Source organism: Thalassobius sp. Cn5-15, assembly GCF_022347685.1.
Taxonomy (GTDB): domain Bacteria; phylum Pseudomonadota; class Alphaproteobacteria; order Rhodobacterales; family Rhodobacteraceae; genus Thalassobius.
The window spans coordinates 1180497-1202975 of sequence record NZ_JAKRGF010000001.1 but is presented as its reverse complement, the minus strand read 5'-3'; the positions used below and the strand labels follow the sequence as shown (position 1 = coordinate 1202975).

Below are 22479 nucleotides of genomic sequence, written 5' to 3'. Positions count from 1 at the left end.
ACTGGAAGCCCGCCGTGACAGATACCCCCGACCCATCCCAAGAGGTGATCCTAAAATGCCGCAACCTGTGGAAGGTTTTCGGCGTAGAACCCGCAGGATTTGACCAGATCACCAAAACCGAAAGTAAGGATGAGGTGATTGCACACGTCCAATCCAAGGGCAGCCTGCCCGCAATCTGTGACGTGTCGCTGGATGTGCATCGCGGTGAAATCCTGATGATCATGGGGCTGTCGGGGTCGGGGAAATCGACCCTTCTGCGTTGCCTGTCACGACTGGTGGAACCCTCTGCGGGTGCGGTCTTTTTTGAGGGTCAAAACGTTCTTACGCTGAAGGAGCGCGCCCTGACAGAGCTGCGGCGCAACAGTTTCGGTATGGTGTTTCAAAGCTTTGGACTTCTTGGGCACCTGAACGCCCGTGACAACGTGGCTTTTCCGTTGAGGGTGCAGAATGTGCCGCGTGCCGAACGCCATGCGCGCGCCGAGGTGCTTCTGGATCTTGTCGGTCTTGGGGAGCGTAAGGGCAACTTCCCGCATGAACTGTCTGGTGGGCAACAGCAACGGGTCGGCATTGCGCGCTCGCTCATTGCTGATCCTGATCTGTGGTTTCTGGATGAGCCGTTTTCAGCTTTGGATCCGCTGATCCGCCGTCAGATGCAGGATGAGTTTTTGCGCCTGCAACGCACCTTGGGTAAGACCATCGTTTTTGTAACGCACGACTTTCTGGAAGCAGCCCGTCTGGGGGACCGCATCGCGATCATGCGCGACGGACGGCTGGTGCAGCTTGGCACCCCGCGAGAGATCATTCTGTCACCTGCCGACGATTATGTGCGCGATTTTGTCTCCGATGTGCCAGCCAGCCGCATCCTGCATGTGGCAGATCTGATGAAGGAGGGCCACGCCGAGGCGGACCTGCCCAGCGTCCGCGCCACCGATCCGCTTGAGGCGGCGATAGATCACTTCCTGTCGGGCCATGCCGAACTGCGTGTTGTGGATGAGGATGGCGTGCTCTTGGGGGTGATTGCCCGCGATGATTTGCATGTGTTGACCGCTCAAGAGCCCCAGCAGGTGCCACGCAATGGCTGACCCGCTCCATTCCCGCCGTGCCCTGTTGGGATTTTCTGGGGCTGCGGCGCTGACCATCGTGGCCTTGCTTCTGCGTGGACAAATACCGTGGATACTGACCTTTCCCGCGCAGTGGACTGTAGGGTTCAGCGACCTGATCAACGTGGCGATTGCGGTCCTTGTTGATTTGGCGTCACCGCTGTTTCGCGCGATGTCGACGCTGCTGGAATGGCCGATGCGCGCCATTCGTGACGGGCTGCAGGCGGTGCCTTGGCAGGTGCTGACTGCTGGGTTTGTCGCTGTTGCGTTGCGAGCGGGCGGGGCGAAACTGGCGCTCTTTTGTGCGGTCGCATGTGTCTATATCCAGACCTCCGGTTACTGGGTTGAGAGTTTGAATTCTCTCGCGCTGGTCAGCGTTGCCTTTCCGCTGTCGGTGCTGGCAGGGCTTGTGATGGGGGTTGTGATGAACAAGAGCCGCCGCCTGTCTTCTGTGCTGACACCAACGCTGGATTTCATGCAGACGGCACCTGCCTTTGCTTATCTGGTGCCGCTGATCGTGCTCTTTGGTTTTGGCCCCGTGGTGGGGTTGATTGCCAGCGCGATCTACGCGATCCCGCCGATGGCGCGAAATACCAAACTGGGATTGGATCTGGTGCCTGCTGACCTGCATGAGGTTGCAGCAATGACGGGCTGTTCGCCTACAAAACGGTTTTGGCTGGTGGAGGTGCCTACAGCGCTGCCGCAGCTCCTTGTGGGGCTGAACCAGACCATTATGGCGGTGCTGAGTATGGTGGTCTTTGCCGCCATTATCGGCGGGTTTGAGGATATCGGTTGGGAAGTGTTGCGCACCATGCGCCGCGCCCAGTTTGGCGAAAGTCTGATGGCAGGCGTGATCATCACGTTGATTGCGATCCTATTGGATCGGGTGACGCGCGGATTTGCCCTGCAGGCGCGCAGTCACACGGCACCCGCCACACCTCTTGGCCGCTACACGCTGGTGACAGGGGCGCTGATGGCGGTGATCTGGGGACTGAGTCTGACAGGTCTGGCTGCGGCTGAGGGGGTGCGCTTTGATCCTGCTGGGCAGATTAATACCTTCGTGGCTGACCTGAGCATTGCGATTGGCGGTTTCACTGATGGGCTGAAGAACGGCGCGATTTATTACTTCCTTCTGCCAGTGCGTATCGGGTTGGAAAAGGCCATCTCGCCCTACACTTGGGGCATTGCCTTTACGCCTGCGTTGCAGGCTGTCTACTGGGGGCTGCTTGCGCTCATCGCGGTAGCGCTGGCTTGGCGGCGCAGCGTCATGGGCGGCGTCGTCGTGGTACTGATTGGGATTTTCCTGTTCACTGGCACCACTGGCCTGCCGTGGCCTGCAATGATCGCCATTGCAGCGGCCATCGGGTTCTGGGCTGGCGGCTGGCGCATTGCCGGGCTTTGGCTGGGCACGCTGGGAATGATCGTGCTGTCGGGGCTTTGGGCGCCAGCGATGTTTTCGGTCTATATCTGCCTGTCGGCAATTGTGTTCTGCATCATCGTGGGCGGCGGCATCGGCGTATTGGCGGCGCAGTTTGGCGTCATCTCTGCGCTGATCCGGCCAGTGCTGGACTTGCTGCAGACGATCCCCCCATTTGTGTTGCTGATCCCTGTGGTGATGTTCTTTCAGGTGGGTGATTTCAGCGCCTTTCTGGCGATCATTTCCTACGCCATCGCACCGATGATCCGCTACACCGAACGTGGACTGCGCGATGTCCCGTCCGAGATGATTGAGGCAGGCATCAGCACTGGCTGCACCCCGCTGCAACTGCTGTTTCTGGTGAAGCTGCCCACCGCGCAGCGCCAGATCATGCTGGGGATCAATCAGGCGATCATGTATGCGCTGGCCATGCTGGCGGTCGCGGCCCTTGTGGGGTCGCGCGGATTGGGGCAGGAGGTCTATGTGGCCCTTGGCAAAGCGGACGCGGGTCTGGGCATCATGGCAGGCTGTGCCATTGCAGCGATTGCGATCTGCGTCGATCGTACCTTTGTCAGCGCACTGGCGGGTCAGCAGGGGACAGCATCGACTTGAGATCGGTGATCGAGGACCGGAACCACGGCCAGTCCTCGCCCACATCAGGGCGTGACACCAGATAGGCGGTGCGGGTGAATTCCGGGCTGCCCTCAACCTGAAACAACCGCTCTTCCGCCAGATGCTCCTGCACCATCCGCGCGGGCATATAGCCAGAGCCGCCCCATTTCAGCAGATAGTCAATTGCCCAGCTGCTGGAACTGATGGTGATCAATGGCGTGCGCGCGACTGAAAACGCCTCTGCATGCAGACGGCGAAATTCGGCCCCTAGATCGACGTAGATGTAGCCCGGGTCCCACTCGACAAAACTGCGCGGCTCTGTCGCGACCTGAATCAAACGGTCATCAAACAGGCGTTCCACATGCCATCCGCCTGATACTGCCGCATCAAACATCAACGCCACATCAACAAGGCCAGAGGACAGCCACCGCTCGATATCCTCCACGTCCCCTGCCCAGAAGGACAGCGCCACGTCGGGATGGTTTTCGCGCAGCCGGTCCGCCCAGATCCGGCCGGACCCCTCCCATAGATCGAAGTGGCAACCGACATTGCAGACGCTCTTGAATTCCTTACTCAAAGACAATTCCTGTCGTGCCTGCCCCCAAGCCTGCGACATGATTTCCGCGTAGCGCAGAAACTTGAAACCGGCGGAGGTCAACTCTGCCCCGCTGCGGCTGCGGATCAGTAGTTTTTGTCCCAACAGGTTTTCCAACGCGTTGATGCGGGTGGTTACGGTCGATTCCGTCACGTTCAGTCGCGCGGAGGCGCGGTTGAGGTTTCCGACCTTGACGACCTCTAGGAAGGTTTGGGCAAAAGTGACGTTCATGAGTGTGCCTGCAGATTTGATTTCTTCATCTTATCTGGTCACTAAATCTGATTAATTGCAACCATTTGCAGGCATGACATCGTGGTAGAGAGTGCGAAGAATGGCTTTTTTTCAGAGAGTTGTGGCTTGGTTTCGCTTTTTCATGGAACTGCCCATCTCTGGGTTTCTACGGGCTAGAAATGTGGGATTTGCCCCCTTACTCTCGTGCCGCTGGCGGGACCCCTCGCGGGCATGAATGACGACCTATATGGAATTTCCCGCAATGAGAAACCCGACTTTTGAGTTCACCCACGCGATCACCCGTCGCCCGACCGCCAGTATTGTCGACGGCCTTCGGGCCGAGGATATCGGCACCCCTGATCTGGATCAGATGCTGCGCGATCACGCCCATTATGTCGCTACGCTGAAGGCGACAGGGGCGGAGGTGATCGAACTCTCCGGTGCGGATGCCTTTCCCGATGCGGTCTTTGTTGAGGACACGGCATTGTGCCTGCCCAAAGGTGCGGTGCTGATGCGCCCCGGTGCTGCCAGCCGTCTGGGCGAAGTCGCAGAGATGGAGGCAACACTCCGTGAGTGTTTCAGCGACGTGCGCCAGATCACCAAGGGCCATATAGAGGGCGGCGATATTCTGGTGACGGATCGCGAGATTTTGGTCGGCCGGTCCGATCGTACCGATGCCGCCGGTGTGGCTGAACTGACAGAGATTGTGGCCGATTGGGGCCATAGCGTTCGTGAGGTGTTCACCCCGCCCGGCGTGCTGCATTTCAAAACCGACTGCTCGCTTCTGGATGCGGACACCATTCTGTCCACAAAACGTTTGGCGGAATCGGGCTGTTTTGAGGGCTACCGCGTGCTGCATGTGGCCGAAGGCGAAGAGGCCGCCGCGAACACCATCCGTTTCAACGACACGGTCCTGTGCCCCGCAGGCTTTCCGCGCACTGTGTCGATGCTGCACGAGAACGGCTATAAGGTGGTGGAGGTCAACAACTCTGAATGTGCCAAACTGGACGGCGGCATGTCCTGTTTGTCCTTGCGCTTCAACAAAGCCTAAGCGCCTGACTGGGAAACACGCTGCTCCGGGTCCGCGTGGATCCGGTGCGGCAGCGCTGGTGTGATTGCACAAATATCGGGCGCACAGCAGTAGTTTGCCGTCTTATTCGGCTTTTGTGCTGCAGAAACTTGTCTGCAGTTGCCGCAATTCATAGCATTTTTCTATGACCGACTGCCCCAGACTGCTGATTTTTTCCGACCTTGATGGCACTTTGCTGGATCATCAGACCTATCAGTGGACAGCTGCGTGCGACGCGCTGGAGGCGTTGAAAGCCGATGGTGCCGGGGTGGTTTTGGCCAGCAGCAAGACCGCGGCTGAGATTGCGCCGCTGCGCGAGAAGATCGGGTTTCAGGATTGGCCGGCGATTGTCGAAAACGGGGCAGGGCTTCTGCCTGCGGGCGTTACCACGACCCTCAAAACGCAACAATACGACGCCCTGCGCGCTGTCTTGGCCGGTATGCCTGCGTCCTTACGTGCGCTCTTTACCGGCTTTGGTGATCTGGACGCTACGGGGGTTGCTGCGATCACGGGCCTGTCGCAGGACGCCGCCGTGCTGGCCAAAATGCGCGCCTTTTCTGAACCCGGTACGTGGAGCGGGGGGGCGCAGGAACTGGACCAGTTCATGAACCACCTCGCTGCCAAAGAGATCACGGCCCAGCGTGGTGGGCGCTTTGTCACGCTGTCGTTCGGTGGCAACAAGGCCGACCGTGTGACCGAACTGACGCAGCATTATCGTCCCCGCCACACCATCGCGCTGGGGGATGCGCCAAATGACATCAAGATGCTGGAAACCGCTGACATCGGCGTGGTGGTCATCAATCCACACAGCGCCCCATTGCCCGTATTGCAGGGGGAGGACGCGGGCAAGATCATTCGCACCAAAGAGGCAGGGCCAAAGGGCTGGAACGCCGCCGTCCTGTCTTTGATGAAACAATTGAACGACTAAGGACCGTAAGACACATGGCCGACTTTCACCAAAACGGGAACATCGCAACGCTGCACAATCTGCGGACCCGATCGCTTGAAGAGTTGGAGCGCGAACTGTGCACCTTCGCCGACACGCGCAAAATCTCCCTCATCCTGCCCTGCCTCTATTCCGAGTTGGAGGGCGAGGCTATGCCCAACATCCTGAAAGAGCTGTCGCAGGTGAAATACCTGCACAGGATCATCGTGGGTCTGGATGCGGCGGATGAGGCTCAGTTCCGCAAGGCAAAGGCGTTTTTTCAAGGGCTTAATCAGAACCACATTGTGATTTGGAATGACAGCCCGCGCATGCTGGAACTGGGCGCGCGTCTGAATGCGTTGGGGTTGGCGCCGGTGGAGAAAGGCAAGGGCAAAAACGTCTGGTCCTCAATGGGGTACCTTCTGGGATGTGCAGACAGTTCGGTGATGGCGATCCACGATTGTGACATCCTCACCTATGACAAGGAACTGTTGGCGCGGCTGGTTTATCCGGTGGTGAACCCGACCTTCCCCTATCAGGTGGCCAAGGGGTATTACCCGCGCATCGGTGGGGGCGGTTTGAATGGCCGCGTGACGCGGCTGTTGGTCAGCCCCCTGCTGATTGCATTGAAGCGGGTGATTGGGGACCGTGACTACATCGATTACCTGCGCAGTTTCCGCTATCCGCTGTCCGGTGAATTTGCCATGCGTACGGCGATCCTGCCGGATCTGCGCATCCCGTCAGACTGGGGGTTGGAGATTGGCGTGTTGTCCGAAGCCTGGCGCAATCTGGCACCCAAAGCGGTGTGTCAGGTCGATATTTCGGACGCGTATGATCACAAACATCAGGATCTGTCGCCGGAAGAAGCGGCAACTGGCCTCAACCGGATGTCCACCGATATCTGCAAAGCGATTTTCCGTAAGCTGGCCGCCGATGGCACGGTGTTTACCGCCAATGTCTTCCGCACGCTGAAAGCCACCTATTACCGCAGCGCGTTGGACCTTTTGGAGGCCTATTACAACGATGCGCGCCTCAACGGGTTGGAGTTGGACCGCCACAAAGAGGAACAAGCGATTGAGCTTTTTGCCGAAAACATCATGCGCGCGGGGCAGGTGTTTCTGGAAAATCCCTATGAAACCCCCTTCATCACCACATGGAACCGCGTGCATGCGGCGGACAGCAGTTTCCTGACCGATCTGACCGCTGCGGCACAAGCGGACGAGGCCGAATACTAGCGTTTGTTTAGGGTCTGGTTTGAGGGTGTGTGATGGCAACCTGCGCATCCTGACGTCCCTGCGTCAATGTGGCGACTGTTAACAGATGAAAGAACTCGATAGCGATGACAGCCTGCGCAACAGCGAACAATAGTGTGGGTTATGTGATGGAAATCAGTTGGGTCAACTTCTTCCCCTTGGTGTTTTTTCCGTTTAAAATCATCGTGCTTGGCATCGGGATGTACTACGCCATCAAATGGCACCATGATCAGGACAAGAAAGAAAAGGCCGAAGCTTTGGAGCGCAAGCGCGCCCAAGAAGCGGCTGACGCGCCGCAAGAAACGCAGTCAATCTAAGGACACCCCGGCCTATGCCCGTTACTGGTGGGATCGGGGGGGCTCGTCCTCTCTAGGCACGGTTGGTGATCCAGCGGCACTGATAGGGCGCCAGCGTTAGTGCGTCCTTTGCCATATCCACCGGCTCGCCGCTGAGCAGGTCGATCCACACCTCATCCTCAATCAGATTCATCGACAGATGCGGGGTTTCCACCGTTTCTGGGCTGACGTTGTGCAGGGCAAAGATCGACTGATGGCGATCAAGGCTTTGTCGCCACACGCCAAAGACCTGATCATCCAGCGGCAGGGTGAACTGCGTGGCGTTGGGGTGGAACGCAGGCTGGGTGTTACGGACGCGCAACCGATCCGACAGTGCCGCGAGCACGCGTGCGTGCACTGATGTGGGATCGTCCAGATAGGCGTTCAGATCGGGGTAGTGCCAATTGTGCCGGTTGATCGCACGGTTCATGCCACGCCTCTCGACGCTGGCCAGATCATTGGGCGTGGCCAGCAGTGAGTGGATGTAAAACGCCGGTATCCCTTCCAGCGACATCGGAATTGTTTGGGAACAGAGGAAGCGGTCAAAATGATGCTCATCCTCACCGTCAAACGTCCGGCGCGTGGCTTCGTAAAACGTAGTGTTGATCTCATAGGGGGCTTCGCCGCCGCCGGGCAGGGCGCGCATGGACACCAGACCGCCTACATGGCGCACGGCGTCGATCATCTTGGCCTGTTCTTCATGTGGCAGGATGCCTTCAACGGGGCGCATGCCGATGCCATCGTGGCTGGCGGTGAAGTTCAGATAGGCGCAGCCCATCGGCGCGGGTGGCATGCCGCTTTGCCATTTGCGCAGCCGTTCCGCGGACCCTGACTGCATTGCATGCAGGATCAGGGGCGGCAGAGGGAAGTTGTAGATCATATGCGCCTCATCCCGATCGCCGAAATAGCTCATGTTCTCGGCCTTGGGGACGTTGGTTTCTGTCAGCAAAATGATCTTCTCTGAGGCGAAATCGCACAGCAATCGCATCAGTTTCACCACCGCATGGGTTTGCTGCATATGGATCGACGGCGTGCCGACCTCCTTCCACAGGAAGGCCACCGCATCCAGTCGGATGATCCGCACACCGTTGTCCACATGCAGTCGGATGATGCGCAGGAATTCCAGCAGGACCTCGGGGTTACGGAAATCCAGATCAATTTGATCATGGCTGAAGGTGCACCAGACGTGACGCGGGCCGCTTGATGTCTCTACCTCTTGCAGCAGGGGCGTGGTGCGTGGGCGGACCACCGCGTCCAGATCATCGTCGGGTGATGCCTCAAAGAAGAAGCGGTTGTAGGGCGGTTGCGCCTGCAGATATGCGTTAAACCATGTGCCCTGGCTGGACACGTGGTTCAGCACGAGATCCGACATCAGTTGGAAATCACTGGCGATGCGGTTGATATCGGGCCAGTCGCCCAACTGCGCGTTCACCGCGTAGAAATCGGTGACGGCGAACCCATCGTCTGAGGTAAACGGGAAAAACGGCAGGATATGCACGCTGTTTACCACGCCTTTTAGTCGGCGCAGCAGGAAATCATGTAGTAGATCCAGCGGTTTGTGGACGCTGTCCTGAATGGAGTTGCCGTAGGTGATGATCAGCGCGTCTCGCTCGCTCCACTGATTGTTGCCCGGTCGGCGGGCGCGTTTGCGCGGCTGTGCCTCCGCCTCGGGCCAGAAGGCGGTGAGGATCTGGTCTTTCAGCGCTTGGGCGTCAAGGTCAGGATAGATCTGATCTATAAGGGCGATCAGTCTGGCGTCGAGCGTATTGGGTAATGCAGCAGTCATGCCGCAAGGGTGACGGCAATTGTTGGACGCGACAAGGCGGGATCGCGTGATACGGGGAGGGCAGAGGCGCAGACGTCAAGGCGCAGCGAAAGCCGCGCCTAAAAATTAATCACCCAGCAATGAGGGAAGCGCGGGGGCAGGGGCGTTGCCGCCCGTTTGATGACGGGCGGCAACGCCCCTGCCTGCCTCAAACCTTTGTGGAGATGACTGCCTCAGCCGCGCGCTTGTTGAAGAAATCGGCCATCATCTGACCAAAAGCCTGATCGTCCAGCGGGGTGTCGATCACGGCGCCCACATCCGCGATCATTTGCGGCGGCAGGACACCCGGCGCGCGGTGGCGGATCAGGCCTTCGATGAAGAATTTCGTAAATTCGGGATGGGGCTGGATCGTCAGGATCTGACCATCAATCACCATGCCTGCGTTGGCGCAGAAATCGGTGCTGGCGTAGACCTCCGCGCCCTCGGGTGGGGTCAGAACCTGATCCTGATGCCATGCGTTCAGCACCATATCCTCGCCGTTCACCTGATAGGTGACGGGACCCGCGGACCAACCGCCTTTGAACTTCTCTACATGACCGCCAAGGGCCTGCGCGATGATCTGGTGGCCGAAACACACCCCGATCAGCGGTTTGCCCGAAGCACGGATGTCGCGGATCAGCTGTTCCAGCGGCGCGATCCAGTCATGATCTTCATACACCCCATGTTTGGAACCGGTGATCAGCCAGCCGTCTGCCTCATCCACAGAGGCAGGGAAGACGCCATCAACGACGAAGTAATCCACATAGTCAAAGCCGTTGCCCTCCAGAAGGGTGGCGAACATGCCGGCGTAGCTGCCCAGATCGTCTTTCATCTCATCCGGCATGTGGCCGGTTTGCAGGATGCCGATTTTCATAGTGTGTCGTCTCTTCGTCTTTGGGGTCTTTAGGGGGCGCGGTGGGTTAGACCGATTCTAGATAGGTTTCTAGCCGCTCAGCAGCGTCCATATTGGCGATCTCGCGGAGTTCCTGACGTTTGGTGAGCACCATGTTTCGGATCAATTCGGTCGGGAATAGGCGGGCGACCTCTGCGCTGGTTTCAAAGGTATCGATGGCTTCGGCCCAGTCGGTGATGATTTGCGGCAGCTCCTGATCGTAGGAGTTGCCGGTGATCGGCGCGGGCGGCTCTACGCCGTCTTCAATCCCGTTCAGTGCAGCGCCAAGGATGGCGGCCAGCATCAGATAGGGGTTCACATCACCACCTGCAACGCGGTGTTCAATGCGCCGTGCCTGTGGCGGACCGGAGGGGACGCGGATAGCAGCTGTTCTGTTTTCATGGGCCCAACAGATCGAGGTGGGTGCATGTGCGCCGGGCACCATCCTGTCATAGCTGGCCGCATGTGGGGCAAAAACCAGCGTGCTGTCGCGCATCGCTGCCATACAGCCCGCAATCGCGTGGCGCAGGGTATCGCTGCCGGTATCGCTGCCATCGTCAAAGACGTTGTTGCCGTCCTGATCAAGGACGGAGAAATGGGTGTGCAGGCCGGTGCCTGCTTCATCCGCATAAGGCTTCGTCATAAACGTGGCGGCGCAGCCATGTTTGCGCGCCAGCCCTTTGACCAGCATCTTGAACAGCCATGCGTCATCGGCGGCCTTCATCGCATCGCCGTGCATCAGGTTGATCTCAAATTGCCCTTTTGCGGCCTCGGAAATCGCAGCGTCGGCAGGAATGCCCATTGCATCGCAGGCCGCATAAAGATCGCTGAAGAACCCGTCAAAGGCATCCAGCGTGGCCAGCGACAGGATGTCCGGGCGGGCGCGTTTCTTGCCAGTGGTGGGCAGGGCGGGCATTTCCAGCCCTTCGCCACTGTCATCGACAAGGAAAAACTCCAGTTCTACCGCAGCGACGGGGGACAGGCCGCGGGCGGTGTAACGGTCCAGCACACGCTGCAGCGCATGACGCGGGTCACCATCGTAGGGCGTGCCGTCCTCATGCACCATCCACACCGGTACTAGCGCGGCCGGATTGTCCAGCCACGGCATTGGCAGTGGGCCGCGATCGGTCATGTGCAGGAACCCGTCCTGATCGCCACTTTCAAATACCAACGGGCTGTTTTCGATATCACCGCCCCAGATGTCGAGGTTCAGCACCGAATAGGGGAACCGCGCCGTACCTTCGGCAAGTTTGCCGGCAAATTGCGATGGAATGCGTTTGCCACGCGGCACGCCATTGAGGTCAGCCGCCGCCAGCCGGACAGAGCGTACATCGGGGTTGGAGGAGAGCCAGTCTTTCATCTGTCACCATCGCTTCGCTAGGGCGGTTCCTGCTGCGCGAGCAGGGCCCGAGGTCTCAAATTCCTGATCATGTTGCACCGCCCCGAAGGGCAGTGCAATAATTTGATCAAATATTTGATACTATCGGATCAGATTTGGACGCAAGCGAATTTTACGCTTGGTGTTTTGCGGCAGGTGGCGGTTCAGGTAGCGGTTTACCGCCCCGAAAATCCCCACAATCGCCAGCGTCAGCAGGATGAAGTAGAACGCCAGAATGGGGTAGGGGATAAACGGGTTGAAGGTTTTATCTGCGAAATAGCGTGCATAATAGAGCGCATCACCCTGTTGCCGCCACGCGGGGAAGCCCGAAAAATAGACCAGCGTTGTGGCGTGGAAGAGAAAGATCGCTTCATTCGTGTAGGCAGGCCATGCCAGACGCAGCATTGTGGGCCAGGTGATTTTGCGAAACTTGTTCCAACCGGAAAACCCGTAGGCATCCGCTGCCTCCATATCCCCGCGCGGGATCGACAAGAGGGCGCCGTGGAAAATCTCTGCCGAATAGGCAGAGGTGTTGAGGAACAGCACAATCAGCGCGCCCAGCCATGCCGCCGACAGCGGGTCAAAGATCGGGGACACGCTTTTCAGGTTGAGGAACAGGAAGTAGGCGAAGAAGAACTGGATAAACAGCGGCGAGCCACGGAAGAGGAAGATGAACCACTCCGCCGGTTTGCGTGCCAGCGGGTTTTTTGACAGTTTGCCCACCGCCAGCAGGTTGGCGAACAGGAACCCTGTCAGCACCGCCAGTGTGCCGAAATAGATGTTCCAGATCATGCCGGACCCGATCAGCACAAACTGATCGCACAGCGTATACTCGCCGCGCGGCAGCAGGCGTTCACCATAGCCGAGCGAGCGGAATGCGTAGTCTTGCAGGGTTTGCCAACAGCTCATGCCGCTTTCCTTTGCGCTTCGCCGCCGACGGTGGCCTGACCGTGGGACAGTTTCAGGGTGAGGCGGTCCAGAACAACCTCGGACACGCGGGTAAAGGCAAGGTAGAAGACCAGAAGCGCGAGGAAGTACCACATCCGCCAATCCCCATGCGGGTAGTCGGTGAACCGCGCCTGTTTGCTGGCGCCCAGTTCGCGCGCCCAATAAACGATGTCTTCGACACCCAAGAGGAACAATAGCGGGGTCGCCTTGATCAGCACCATCCACAGATTCGACAGGCCCGGCAGCGCGTAAATCCACATCTGTGGCACCAACACGCGCCAGAACGCTTGGCGATGGGTCATGCCGTAGGCCTCTGCCGTTTCGATCTGACCGCGCGGCACGGAATTCATCGCGCCCTGCAACACGTTTCCAGCAAAGGCGCCGAACACGATGGAAAAGGTCAGCACCGCAAGGCTGAAGCCATACACCTCATGGATCCACTGCGGGGAGGAGTTGAGCGGCATCTTGGCGCCGTCGCAGATGACAAAGTCAGCGCCTTGGCGGATGGGGTCGGTCCAATCCGGGCAGCGCACCTGATGCAGCAGATATTCAATGCCCTGATCCAGAGCGATGACAAAAAACAGGAAAAAGGCAATGTCGGGCACGCCGCGCACAATGGCGATATAGCCTTTGCCTAGCCAGCTCAGCGGCGTCAGGCGCGCCCGTGCGGCCATCGCACCGGCAAAGCCAAAGCCCAGCGACACCGGGGCAGTGACAGCCAGCAGCAACAGAACCGTCCCGAAGGACGCATAAAAGCTCAGGTGCTTGCCTGTGGTCAGGTAGCAGCTCAACCACTGGAGACCTTCCAGCGTGGCAGGATCAGCGCAATAGGAAAAAATGGTGGGCCTCTTTCACTGGCGCAGATCGGGCAGGGCGCGATCTGTGGAAAAGGGAAAGGGCGGGGGGCATCTGCCCCCGCCCTCAATATCGTGGGAGCGAAAGCTTAGAACTGGCCTTCGATTTCCCATTTGGCCAGCAGTGCGTTCAGCGAACCGTCTGCTTTCATCGTTGCGATAGCTGCGTCGAACTTGCCGCGCAGGTCGTCGTCGGACTGGCGGAATGCCATGCCGATGCCGCCGCCCAGATAGACGTCACCCAGGAACACCAGGCCGCCTTCGGCAACGATCGGGTTCAGGTAGTCTTTGTCCGACAGAACCGCGTCCACTTCGCCGGATTTCACCGCAGCAACAGTTTCATCGGGGGTGGGGAATTCCACCAGGGTAGCACCGGTGCTGGCAACGTGCGCCGCCTGAATGGTGGAGGACTGCGCCGAAACAACGGCAGCGTTTACGTCAACACCTTCGGCAACCGCAGCATAGGCCGACGGCGAGGGCTGGGTGTAGCCTTGGGTGAAGTCAACAACTTCGGCGCGCTCTTCGGTGATCGACATGCCAGCGATGATGGCGTCGTAGTTGCCCGAGGTCAGGTTGGGAATGATCGAATCCCAGTCGTTGGTCACCCACTCGCATTTCAGTTCGGCGCGTTTGCACAGCTCATCGCCCAGCTCACGCTCGAAACCGTCCACTTCACCGGCGTCGTTCAGGAAGTTGTACGGAGGGTAGGCGCCCTCGGTGCCCAGACGCACAACGTCAGCAGATGCGATACCAGCGGTCAGCGCCAGTGCAGCGGTGCTCAGGATCAGATTTTTCATTTAGGTTACTCCCCTTGGGTTACAGGTTTTAGTCCTGGTTGTGTTGAACTTCTTGGTGCTCTTCAGCCCGCCACATCACGCACGTCAGGCGTGAACAGTGGCCGACAGAAACTGTTTCAGACGCTCACTTTTTGGCGCACCGAACACCTCATCCGGTGTGCCCTGTTCCTCGATCAGACCCTGATGCAGGAACACCACGTGGCTGGAGATATCAGACGCCATTTTCATGTCGTGCGTCACGATCAGCATGGTCCGACCTTCGGCGGCCAGATCCTTGATGACCTTGATCACCTCTTGCTCCAACTCGGGATCAAGCGCGGAGGTCGGTTCATCAAAGAGCAGCGCCTCAGGCTCCATGCACAGGGCGCGGGCAATCGCGGCACGCTGCTGCTGGCCACCGGACAGCTGGGCGGGATAGACATCGCATTTGTCGCCGATGCCAACCTGTTCCAGATAGCGGCGGGCGGATTTTTCCACCTCTGCCTTGTCGCGGCCCAGCACTGTGACCGGCGCCTCCATCACGTTTTGCAGGATGGTCATATGGGCCCACAGGTTAAACTGCTGGAATACCATCGACAGGTTGGTGCGAATGCGCAGCACCTGTTTGGCATCGCCCGGCTGACGGTGGCGCTGATCGCCTTTCCAGACCACCGGTTCGCCTTTGAACAGGATGTCGCCCTGCTGGCTATCTTCCAGCAGGTTGGCGCAGCGCAGGATGGTCGACTTGCCCGACCCTGAAGAGCCGATCAGTGACACCACGTCGCCACGACGCGCAGTGATATCAACGCCCTTGATCACCTCAAGGTCGCCATAGGCCTTGTGCAGACCACGAATTTCAATAACTGGATCCAGTTCGGACACGGACGCCCCTGACAATTTTATCCCCGATTTCGTCAGACACTAGGGACCATATTCTGAACCAGCGCAACGTGCAAAACGTCGCTTTGATCATGGAATCGGACAATCTGACAGACGTTCAGTCGCAAACTGTCAGGGAAAAGGCAATATCCCTTACTACTTTGCAGTTGCAGCATTAGGCAGAGCACTGCAGCATCGTCACAATGCCCGAAAGCTTCGGCTTTTTGACGAGAGATGTGTCTGAATTGCCGTGTATGCCGCCGACATATCTGCAAGTCCGGCGGCGGGCACAATTGGGTGCGTCCTAGGGCATTGGGGTTGGGTGGGGCAGGCCTCAGCTGTTCTGACTGGCCCGTTGCCGCGCAAGCGCGCTGTCGCGGTCATTGATTCCCAAAAGGTTCGCCACCACCCGCAACAGCGCATCCTCGTGTTGATCGCGACTGCCATCGGCCAGAACCACGGACCAGAGCGCCTCGACCACACCCAGCCGTTTCTCATAGGGTACCGCGTCCTTGATCGCACGGGTGAAGCGCACGGTATCGGGGGCTTCTGCCTCCAGCACCTCGGCCTCACCGCGCAGGGCGGCGGCTGCAGCAGCATCAAGGGCAAAGCGCGCCGCAAGGATACGATCAATGCGGGCGATCTCTGCCGGGGCATATTCATTGTCCGACCGGGCCACCCGCACCAGAAGGGCAGCCAGCGCAAGGCGGGCGTCAAAGTCAGATAGGGGGGCGGGGGCGGGCTGTGTCAGCCGCTTCAGGAAATCTGCAAACATGGGGATGATATAGTCATAGCAGCAGCGCGCTGCCAATAAAGAACCTGTGTTGGGGTGGGATGATGGCAGGCGCTTTAGTCGCCATATCCTTCGACAATGACCAGATCACCGCTCGATACCGGGTCGCGCAGTGCCTTTGCGGCCTGATATTCCGGCGATTGGTAACAGGCCTTGGCGGTGGCGTAGTCCTTGAACTCCAACACCACAGTGCGCGCACGACTTGCGCCCTCCAGTTGTTCCTGCGCGCCACCTCGGACAAGGAACTTGGCGCCGTATTTCGCAAAAGCTGCGGCATTGGCGGCGCGGTATTTTTCATAGGCTTCAGGGTCGTTTACATCCACATGGGCCACCCAGTACGCTTTGGTCATCGCTATTGCCTTTCACTTGGTCCTCTGCGCCGCAGGGTGTGGGCCGCGGGCGCAGAGGTCAAGCGGTGATTGGTTGTGGCAAGCGGTCTAGAACAGGTTGACCACCGCGCCCGTGCCAAGCTTGCTGCCGTCATAGCGCAGCGTTGCGGTTTTCAGGCCGCGTCCGTCCAGCCCTGCCAGCGAAAGGGTCCACAGGGGCGATCGCAATGATGCAGGGACCGCCGCGCGACGGGCGAGGCTGAGGGTGGTTTTGGTCCCATCCGCAAAGCGCAGATCCACCTTGATGCGCTGTAATTTCGCCTCCGGCGCACGTACGGTCAGCAGGCTTGGGCTTATATCTGACAGAGGCAGCTTGGTCTTGCCGTCTGCCTCCATCTCAGCGACGGCAATAGGCTGGGGCGCGCGTCGCAATTCTAGTGCGCCCAACAGCTGGCGTAGCGTGCTGATCGAGGTGACGCCTTCGGTGTAGGGCAGTTCCCAGACCACCAGATCATAGGCACCGGGGGCATCAAGCAAGCCTGCGTTCACCACACCCTCAATCGCGCCAATTGCCCCCCCGCCCGAGACCGAATGATTGGTCACATCCGCCCCCAGCGCGGCGGAGATGGCGTGGGCCACGCGGTAGGCGTCTTTCTTGTACCGGTTGCTGAAGCTGGATCCCGCCAGCAGGATTTGCGGTCGATCCGAGGTGTCCGCCAGCAGGCCAAGGGTGTCGTCATCGTTGTCTGGCTCAAACGCGGGGATCGGCATTTCCACAGGAGCGATAGGTTTGGCGCAAACGTTTTTCGTCATCTTCGCCAGCGATCCCTTCTCGACAAAACTGTCCGTGGATGTGGGCGCAGGGCGGCGGACATCGCGGCCTGCAAAGGCCGACAGATCCGCTGCCTGCCAGCCCTCATGCGGTGTGGCGCTAGACGGCTGAGGGTCTGGCGCGGTGGCCTTGGCAACCACCTCTTCGGCAAGGGCCACAGCACTTTGTGCAGCCCCAACCGGGGTCCAGTGGGTATCATGGCGGTAATAATAGGCATCGCGCAAAGCGTCATCTTGCGTGGCGACGTTCAGCAGGTCAGGCGCCAATGCCCCTGCCGCGCGCAGTTCAGCCACCATCTGGTGAAACTCGGCACTGACGGCTTGCGTGTCATATTGGACGGGGCCGCCGGACAGCGCCTCTAGCTGTGACTGCCCTGCCACCAGCGGGCGCGGTGGCGGCATCAGGATGGCCAGTTCAGTGCCTTGAGCGCGAAAGGCGGCGACGATCCGGGCCAAGAGCGCCTGTGCCTCGCTGTCTGGCGTGTAGTTCGTTTTCATCTGATCGGCCGTTATGATCCAATCCGTCGGACTTCCCGACAGAACGGGTGCCAGTTTGCGGTACTTATGTGGCATCTGATCGGCCGATGTGAAGGCATCGCACAACGGCGCAGCAGTGGCCGGTGTCATGCACAGTAACGCGGCCAAAGCGGGAGCGGCACAGATGGTCTTGATCGTGGTGGGCAGGGGCGCGATGCGGGGAAGGGGCATAAAATGGATCATGGCTTATCACTCCAGCTTTGAATGTAGCGTTCTGGGATTTCCCAAATGACTATGTGAGGTGTCTCATCTGCGGTACTGGCGCCTGTGAGCTGCGCCAGAAACTGCTCCATCGGTGTGAACGGCCCGCGTCCTGCCTGCGCATATGATAGCACATCCGCGCGTAGTTTGGTTTTCAGAAACCCGAGGAAGTGGAAATCCGCTCGTTCGGAAAAACTGGTCCCGACCAGGGCAACCGGGGGCGGTGCGGCGTCAAACAGGCCAAGTGTTTGGGGCGCAACGGCTTCGGTCTGGTAGGTGGTGATCTGTTCTGCGGCGGGGCCGACCCGCGCCTGCCACGGCCCGGCATCTGCGAAAGCGATCAGATCGCCGCGAAACGTCTGTGTGCCGGTCCGGCTGGTGCGAAAGGTGGTGTGGTCAGGGATCAGATCGGCGATTTTCGTCGCAATTGCACTGGCCGCAGCGGCGGCACCTTCGGGCGACCAATGCGTGTCAGTGCGCATATAGCTGTTTGACACGGACAGCGCAGGGCGCAGGTCAATGCTTTGCAGTCCGGCGCTGGCGATCTGATCCAGTAGCAGGTCATATCGCGCCTGATACTGCGATGATCGTGCACGGCCCAGTTCCGTCGCCATCATCCGGGCCTTGTCCGGCACGATGACCGGGAACAGGGTGATGCCGTGGTCGCTCAACTTGTCCTTTGTCATTGCCAGATATGTGACGAAATCAGGGTGCGGCGCGGGCGCTGCCAGCTCTTCTGTGGTGAAGAGCGTGTCGTTCAGACCCAGTACTGCGCCCTCGCTGACCTCCCGCAATGCGGCGATTTTGAAGGCGGTCCAGCTGTGGCGGGCCAGATCACGCAGCGGGAAGGTCTGCTCGAACCGCTGCTCATATCCGCGTTGCGCCGACCCTGACAGCAGAGCGGCACTGGGACGTGTCAGGTCGGCGACGGGCGTGTGTGACAGGGTCCAGACACCGGGCACAAGGGTCAGTGCCAGAAACGCTGCAGCGAAGCGGTGGTGCGGTAGGGATGTGGGAAATGTCTGCATCAAGGTGGTCCTTTCCGCGGTTGGGTTTAGAATTGGAAGTAGAGAAAGGGCGCCTCACCACGCGCCTGAATAATCACCGCGCAGAGGGCAAAGAGGGTGAGGGCGCGCAGGCCCGCCAGTCCAGAGTGGGTGGGGGGTGTGGCGGCAGGCAGAAGGCTGCGCAGGGCAGGCCACCACATCGGATGCACAGATAATACCGCGCCTAGGATCAGGCAGATCACCTCTGTAGGGCGGGTCATCAATGCGACTTCGGCGCTTATCGTCCAGCCGTTCTGGCCGATCATGCCACCATAGATCGCAAAGCCCTGCGCGATGCTTTCCGCGCGAAACATCACCCAGCCGATCAGCACAAACACCAGGGTCAGCGGCCAGGCGATCAGGCGGGGCCATACGGTATCGCGCCCCTTCGCGCCAAATGCACGTTCAATCGCCATCAGCCCACCATGCCAGATCCCCCACAGAATGAAGGTCCAGTTGGCCCCGTGCCACAGCCCGCCCAGCACCATCGTCAGCAAGAGGTTGCGATAGGTGCGCACAGATCCCGCGCGGTTGCCACCCAGCGGCACATAGAGATAATCGCGCAGCCACGTGGACAGGCTGATATGCCAACGGCGCCAGAATTCGGTCACAGACCGGCTGACATAGGGGCTGTTGAAGTTTTCCATGAAGCGGAACCCCAGCATCAGCCCCAGACCAATCGCCATCGCTGAGTATCCGGCAAAGTCAAAAAACAGCTGTACCGCATAGGCACTGGCCGCCAGCCAGGCCTCTGTCGCGCTGGGTGCGGGCAGGGCGAACAGCCGATCGGTTAGCGGCGCAACGCTGTCGGCAATCAGGATCTTCATCGCCAGACCCGTGATGAAACGGCGCACACCTTGGGTGAACTTCGCCATTGTGTGGCTGCGGTGTTCAAACTGATGCGCCAGATCCTTGTAGCGTAGAATAGGACCAGCGATCAGCTGCGGGTAAAGCGTGGAAAAGGCCAGAAAATCCACCAGTCTTCGCGCGGGCGGCGCATCACCACGGGCGACATCCAGAATGTAGCTGATAGACTGAAACACCAGAAAGGACAGCCCGATGGGCAGCACGATTTCTGGCAGGCTGATCCCGCCGCCAGCCTCAACCCCCAATCGCGTCAACGCGTCCGTGTAGGATCCGGCAATGAACCACGCGTATTTGAACCAGCCGAGGATCGCGATATTTGTCACCACCCCGAACCGCACCGCCCAGAGGCGGCCTTGTTCGGTTGTGGCCCGCAGCGCCAAGGCGCCCGCCAGATAGCTGAGCGAGGCAATCCCCAGCACCAGCGCCAGATACCCTAGTTTCCACCAGCCATAAAACAGGCAGCTGGCGATCAGCAATGTCTTGGTCCGGTGACGCGGTGGTGTCAGGTAATAAGCCACCAGAAACAGTGGCATAAATCCAAAAAGGAAAATCGGTGTGGAAAAGACCATATCGCGCCCCCTTATTTCAGCCGTTTAGCGACATCGCGCACCACGGGACCGAAGCGGTTTTCCAAAAGGCGTGCGCTATCATCCTCCACCACAAAGGTCAGGTTCTGCCCCCGTGTCAGCGTCAGATCAAAACGGCCAAGGATCTGCCCATCGCTGACACGTTCGACTGCCACCGTGGCGCGTACCGGATTGACCGCACGGCTGGCCGCGCTTCCTGCGGGCAGGGGGGCGATCACCTCGGTTCCGGCGCCGGGCAGGATCAGGCGCACCGGTGCGGGACCAGTGTTGAGCAGGATCAGATGTACCTTGGCGGCTGTTTCACGGGCCGGTTCCCTGATCAGGCGAGGGGCGGACGGGCTGGAGGTCAGGCTGTAATAGCGACCCGCTTCGATGTCATTGTGTGGTTCGGGCAGATCGGCGGCGCTGATCGCCAAATAGGTGTCGTGCGGCATATCTGCCAGATCCATCTGCGCACCCCCCACCGGCGCGCGATCCGCAGGGCCATCGTATTCTGCCAGCAGGCGCACAAAGACCGCATCTGCGGGTGCGGGCGCTTCATATAGGGCGGCATCTGTGGCCAGAGCGGCGCCTGAGAGCGTGAGCATGGGGATCAGGGCCACTATGGGACGTGCTGAAAATCGGGTCATAAAATCGCTCCTCTGTGCGTCTGCACTTTGGATAGCGCGACCCGGCTGACGGACGGCGCGCGCTGGCGGATAGGGGCGTGAGCAAAGGTATAGGCGGCGCATCCTTCGCGCTGTCGCCTATGCACAGAAAACCGCCCGCGCATTGCGGCGCGGGCGGTTGTTAGGTCGGGACTTGGGTTGAGTGGTTCAGCTGACGCCGCGCCGCGTGGCCAGTTCTGCGGCGACAGCTTTGATCGTCGCAGATTTCAGTGGACCAGCGGTGCAGGCCGCCGCCACGCCGCTGTCCCGGCAAAAGCGGTTTACCGCGCGGATCAATGGCGCGTTCATATAGGGGCTGGCGCGACCAACTGGATAGCCCAGTTGGCGTAACTCATCCTGCAGGATGCGCACATAGGCGTTTTTGTTGATCCGGGCGGTGACAGACAGGGCGCGGGCGTAGACATCCGCAGGTGCGCTTGCCACCAGATCCTCTGACAGCAACCAGAACCTTGCGGGGTTTGCGTCACGGGCCAGATACAGGCCTTCCTCCACCCGTATCTTGTCGCGCAGACCCTCCGTGCGCAGCAACGTCTGTCGCATTTTCAGTGTGCCACGCGGATGGCGCTGGGCGCGGTAGTAGCGCAAGAGCGCTTCGGCTGCTTTGGTATCACCTGCCGCATGGCGACTGTGTAGGGCGCCCAGCACCTGATTTAGATTGGCAGGCCGGCGGTGCAGCCGTACGGCGGCGTCCAGCAGATACATCTCTGCCTCGCGCAGGCCGGTGCCTGATAGCCCAACCAGACGGTCAAACCCTGTCGCCTGCAGCGATAGCGGGCCTAACCGGCCAGTGGCATGGGCCCAGGCTAAAACGGCGTCAGCCTTGAGGTGGCCCGCTTCGCTTGCCTGCGTCAGCGTATCAAGGGCCTGCCGGTACTGACCGTCACTCATATAGACCTTGCCCAGTGACATCAGCGACGCATCACGGCCATTCGCAATGGCCTGCTTGTAGTAGGTGATCGCGGCCTCGGTATCCTGCGCAACGCCCAGACCCTTTAAACTGAAGTATCCCAGCCGATCAGAGGCCCGTGCATAGCCTTCCTGCGACAGTGTCTTTAGTGCCGTGATGGATTGTTGCGGATCTGTCGCGTGCAGCGTCATTGCCGCTGCGAAACGTTGTTTCTCTGTCAGATCTGCGGCCGCGCTGGCCTGAGGTAACGATATCGCAGCCATCACACACAGGGCCATAGCCCAACCACGGACGTCAGCACCCGATGGGGGGGCGGTAAAAATATGCGCGGCGGTGAATGCGGGGGGAAAACGTACCATGACGGTCACTCCTTAATCAAAGATAGGATGAGCCTAGGTTACGCCACCCCCCGTGAGGCGAGCGCGATCGGATAGGATCTGCGCCTTTCGGTGCACGTCCTGCGCGGAAGGTGAGCGGACGGCGCAAGCGGGTAAGGGGGCAACACTAAAACTGAGTCTTAGATTCTGGTTTTTGACTTAGATCAAATAATATATATTGAATGTGATATATGTGAGGCCGTATGGCGCCTGCCGAGGAAAACCGCCTGAATTCCTCCCCCAAAGACCCCATTTTGGCACCATTCAG

The 22479-nt window shown here is 59.5% G+C and carries 21 protein-coding genes; 6 read left to right on the top strand and 15 right to left on the bottom strand.

What is annotated here, in order from left to right:
• The first annotated feature begins 14 nt into the window (after positions 1 to 14).
• On the top strand, positions 15 to 1082 hold the full coding sequence (locus MHM86_RS05725; RefSeq protein WP_239196809.1) for an ATP-binding cassette domain-containing protein: 1068 nt from the start codon (positions 15 to 17) through the stop codon (positions 1080 to 1082).
• On the top strand, positions 1075 to 3129 hold the full coding sequence (locus MHM86_RS05720) for a proline/glycine betaine ABC transporter permease (protein WP_239196807.1): 2055 nt from the start codon (positions 1075 to 1077) through the stop codon (positions 3127 to 3129). The genes MHM86_RS05725 and MHM86_RS05720 overlap by 8 nt, the downstream gene beginning before the upstream one ends.
• Here the strand turns inward: MHM86_RS05720 and MHM86_RS05715 are convergent.
• A complete protein-coding gene (locus MHM86_RS05715; protein WP_239196805.1) occupies positions 3089 to 3955 on the bottom strand; it encodes a LysR family transcriptional regulator in 867 nt (288 codons plus the stop codon). The genes MHM86_RS05720 and MHM86_RS05715 overlap by 41 nt on opposite strands.
• Before the next feature lie 262 nt (positions 3956 to 4217).
• Between MHM86_RS05715 and MHM86_RS05710 the strand changes: the two genes are divergently transcribed.
• The 4 genes from MHM86_RS05710 (at position 4218) to MHM86_RS05695 (ending at position 7519) form a co-directional block, all read left to right on the top strand.
• Positions 4218 to 5006, top strand: coding sequence for a dimethylarginine dimethylaminohydrolase family protein (locus MHM86_RS05710; protein ID WP_239196923.1), 789 nt, complete (start codon positions 4218 to 4220; stop codon positions 5004 to 5006).
• A gap of 163 nt (positions 5007 to 5169) precedes the next feature.
• A complete protein-coding gene (locus tag MHM86_RS05705; RefSeq protein WP_239196803.1) occupies positions 5170 to 5952 on the top strand; it encodes a mannosyl-3-phosphoglycerate phosphatase in 783 nt (260 codons plus the stop codon).
• Positions 5953 to 5966: 14 nt separating this feature from the next.
• Positions 5967 to 7184 carry a glycosyl transferase gene (locus MHM86_RS05700; protein WP_239196801.1) on the top strand — a complete coding sequence of 406 codons (1218 nt, stop codon included), beginning with the start codon at positions 5967 to 5969 and terminating at the stop codon, positions 7182 to 7184.
• Between the two features lie 146 nt (positions 7185 to 7330).
• Complete coding sequence (locus MHM86_RS05695) at positions 7331 to 7519, top strand: hypothetical protein (protein ID WP_239196799.1); 189 nt, start codon at positions 7331 to 7333, stop codon at positions 7517 to 7519.
• Between the two features lie 52 nt (positions 7520 to 7571).
• Here MHM86_RS05695 and MHM86_RS05690 read toward each other — a convergent pair whose 3' ends face one another.
• From MHM86_RS05690 to MHM86_RS05625, 14 genes are all read right to left on the bottom strand, one after another.
• A complete protein-coding gene (locus MHM86_RS05690) occupies positions 7572 to 9323 on the bottom strand; it encodes an alpha-amylase family glycosyl hydrolase (RefSeq protein ID WP_239196797.1) in 1752 nt (583 codons plus the stop codon).
• 187 nt (positions 9324 to 9510) lie between these two features.
• The gene (locus MHM86_RS05685; RefSeq protein ID WP_239196795.1) at positions 9511 to 10215 is read right to left on the bottom strand and encodes a type 1 glutamine amidotransferase; all 705 of its coding nucleotides are present in this window, start codon (positions 10213 to 10215) and stop codon (positions 9511 to 9513) included.
• Positions 10216 to 10261: 46 nt separating this feature from the next.
• Positions 10262 to 11593: a glutamine synthetase family protein gene (locus tag MHM86_RS05680; protein ID WP_239196793.1), complete on the bottom strand. Its 1332-nt coding sequence runs from the start codon at positions 11591 to 11593 to the stop codon at positions 10262 to 10264.
• A 120-nt stretch (positions 11594 to 11713) separates the two neighbouring features.
• Positions 11714 to 12520 carry an ABC transporter permease gene (locus MHM86_RS05675; protein ID WP_239196791.1) on the bottom strand — a complete coding sequence of 269 codons (807 nt, stop codon included), beginning with the start codon at positions 12518 to 12520 and terminating at the stop codon, positions 11714 to 11716.
• Positions 12517 to 13398, bottom strand: coding sequence for an ABC transporter permease subunit (locus MHM86_RS05670; RefSeq protein ID WP_239196921.1), 882 nt, complete (start codon positions 13396 to 13398; stop codon positions 12517 to 12519). The genes MHM86_RS05675 and MHM86_RS05670 overlap by 4 nt, the downstream gene beginning before the upstream one ends.
• Before the next feature lie 104 nt (positions 13399 to 13502).
• Positions 13503 to 14210 (bottom strand): transporter substrate-binding domain-containing protein, encoded by a 708-nt coding sequence (locus MHM86_RS05665; protein ID WP_239196789.1) that lies wholly within the window; start codon positions 14208 to 14210, stop codon positions 13503 to 13505.
• An 84-nt stretch (positions 14211 to 14294) separates the two neighbouring features.
• A complete protein-coding gene (locus MHM86_RS05660) occupies positions 14295 to 15071 on the bottom strand; it encodes an ATP-binding cassette domain-containing protein (RefSeq protein ID WP_239196787.1) in 777 nt (258 codons plus the stop codon).
• Positions 15072 to 15402: 331 nt separating this feature from the next.
• Positions 15403 to 15843 (bottom strand): TerB family tellurite resistance protein, encoded by a 441-nt coding sequence (locus MHM86_RS05655; RefSeq protein WP_239196785.1) that lies wholly within the window; start codon positions 15841 to 15843, stop codon positions 15403 to 15405.
• A 74-nt stretch (positions 15844 to 15917) separates the two neighbouring features.
• Positions 15918 to 16211, bottom strand: coding sequence for a DUF1330 domain-containing protein (locus MHM86_RS05650; protein ID WP_239196783.1), 294 nt, complete (start codon positions 16209 to 16211; stop codon positions 15918 to 15920).
• Positions 16212 to 16298: 87 nt separating this feature from the next.
• On the bottom strand, positions 16299 to 17741 hold the full coding sequence (locus MHM86_RS05645) for a hypothetical protein (protein WP_239196781.1): 1443 nt from the start codon (positions 17739 to 17741) through the stop codon (positions 16299 to 16301).
• Entirely contained in the window at positions 17738 to 18787 is a 1050-nt protein-coding gene (locus MHM86_RS05640) for a hypothetical protein (RefSeq protein WP_239196779.1), read from the bottom strand. Before MHM86_RS05640 ends, MHM86_RS05645 begins: the two co-directional genes overlap by 4 nt.
• A gap of 26 nt (positions 18788 to 18813) precedes the next feature.
• Positions 18814 to 20241, bottom strand: coding sequence for an MBOAT family protein (locus MHM86_RS05635; RefSeq protein ID WP_239196777.1), 1428 nt, complete (start codon positions 20239 to 20241; stop codon positions 18814 to 18816).
• An 11-nt stretch (positions 20242 to 20252) separates the two neighbouring features.
• On the bottom strand, positions 20253 to 20888 hold the full coding sequence (locus MHM86_RS05630) for an alginate O-acetyltransferase AlgF (RefSeq protein WP_239196775.1): 636 nt from the start codon (positions 20886 to 20888) through the stop codon (positions 20253 to 20255).
• Positions 20889 to 21074: 186 nt separating this feature from the next.
• Positions 21075 to 22193, bottom strand: a complete 1119-nt coding sequence (locus MHM86_RS05625) for a hypothetical protein (protein ID WP_239196773.1) — start codon at positions 22191 to 22193, stop codon at positions 21075 to 21077.
• Between the last annotated feature and the right edge of the window lie 286 nt (positions 22194 to 22479).

Bases quoted from the DNA above. Each gene is read 5' to 3' on its own strand.
- MHM86_RS05720 (WP_239196807.1), top strand. From the start codon at position 1,075: ATGGCTGACCCGCTCCATTCCCGCCGTGCCCTGTTGGGATTTTCTGGG.
- MHM86_RS05715 (WP_239196805.1), bottom strand. From the start codon at position 3,955: ATGAACGTCACTTTTGCCCAAACCTTCCTAGAGGTCGTCAAGGTCGGA.
- MHM86_RS05710 (WP_239196923.1), top strand. From the start codon at position 4,218: ATGAGAAACCCGACTTTTGAGTTCACCCACGCGATCACCCGTCGCCCG.
- MHM86_RS05705 (WP_239196803.1), top strand. From the start codon at position 5,170: ATGACCGACTGCCCCAGACTGCTGATTTTTTCCGACCTTGATGGCACT.
- MHM86_RS05700 (WP_239196801.1), top strand. From the start codon at position 5,967: ATGGCCGACTTTCACCAAAACGGGAACATCGCAACGCTGCACAATCTG.
- MHM86_RS05695 (WP_239196799.1), top strand. From the start codon at position 7,331: ATGGAAATCAGTTGGGTCAACTTCTTCCCCTTGGTGTTTTTTCCGTTT.
- MHM86_RS05690 (WP_239196797.1), bottom strand. From the start codon at position 9,323: ATGACTGCTGCATTACCCAATACGCTCGACGCCAGACTGATCGCCCTT.
- MHM86_RS05685 (WP_239196795.1), bottom strand. From the start codon at position 10,215: ATGAAAATCGGCATCCTGCAAACCGGCCACATGCCGGATGAGATGAAA.
- MHM86_RS05680 (WP_239196793.1), bottom strand. From the start codon at position 11,593: ATGAAAGACTGGCTCTCCTCCAACCCCGATGTACGCTCTGTCCGGCTG.
- MHM86_RS05675 (WP_239196791.1), bottom strand. From the start codon at position 12,520: ATGAGCTGTTGGCAAACCCTGCAAGACTACGCATTCCGCTCGCTCGGC.
- MHM86_RS05665 (WP_239196789.1), bottom strand. From the start codon at position 14,210: ATGAAAAATCTGATCCTGAGCACCGCTGCACTGGCGCTGACCGCTGGT.
- MHM86_RS05655 (WP_239196785.1), bottom strand. From the start codon at position 15,843: ATGTTTGCAGATTTCCTGAAGCGGCTGACACAGCCCGCCCCCGCCCCC.
- MHM86_RS05650 (WP_239196783.1), bottom strand. From the start codon at position 16,211: ATGACCAAAGCGTACTGGGTGGCCCATGTGGATGTAAACGACCCTGAA.
- MHM86_RS05645 (WP_239196781.1), bottom strand. From the start codon at position 17,741: ATGATCCATTTTATGCCCCTTCCCCGCATCGCGCCCCTGCCCACCACG.
- MHM86_RS05640 (WP_239196779.1), bottom strand. From the start codon at position 18,787: ATGCAGACATTTCCCACATCCCTACCGCACCACCGCTTCGCTGCAGCG.
- MHM86_RS05635 (WP_239196777.1), bottom strand. From the start codon at position 20,241: ATGGTCTTTTCCACACCGATTTTCCTTTTTGGATTTATGCCACTGTTT.
- MHM86_RS05630 (WP_239196775.1), bottom strand. From the start codon at position 20,888: ATGACCCGATTTTCAGCACGTCCCATAGTGGCCCTGATCCCCATGCTC.
- MHM86_RS05625 (WP_239196773.1), bottom strand. From the start codon at position 22,193: ATGGTACGTTTTCCCCCCGCATTCACCGCCGCGCATATTTTTACCGCC.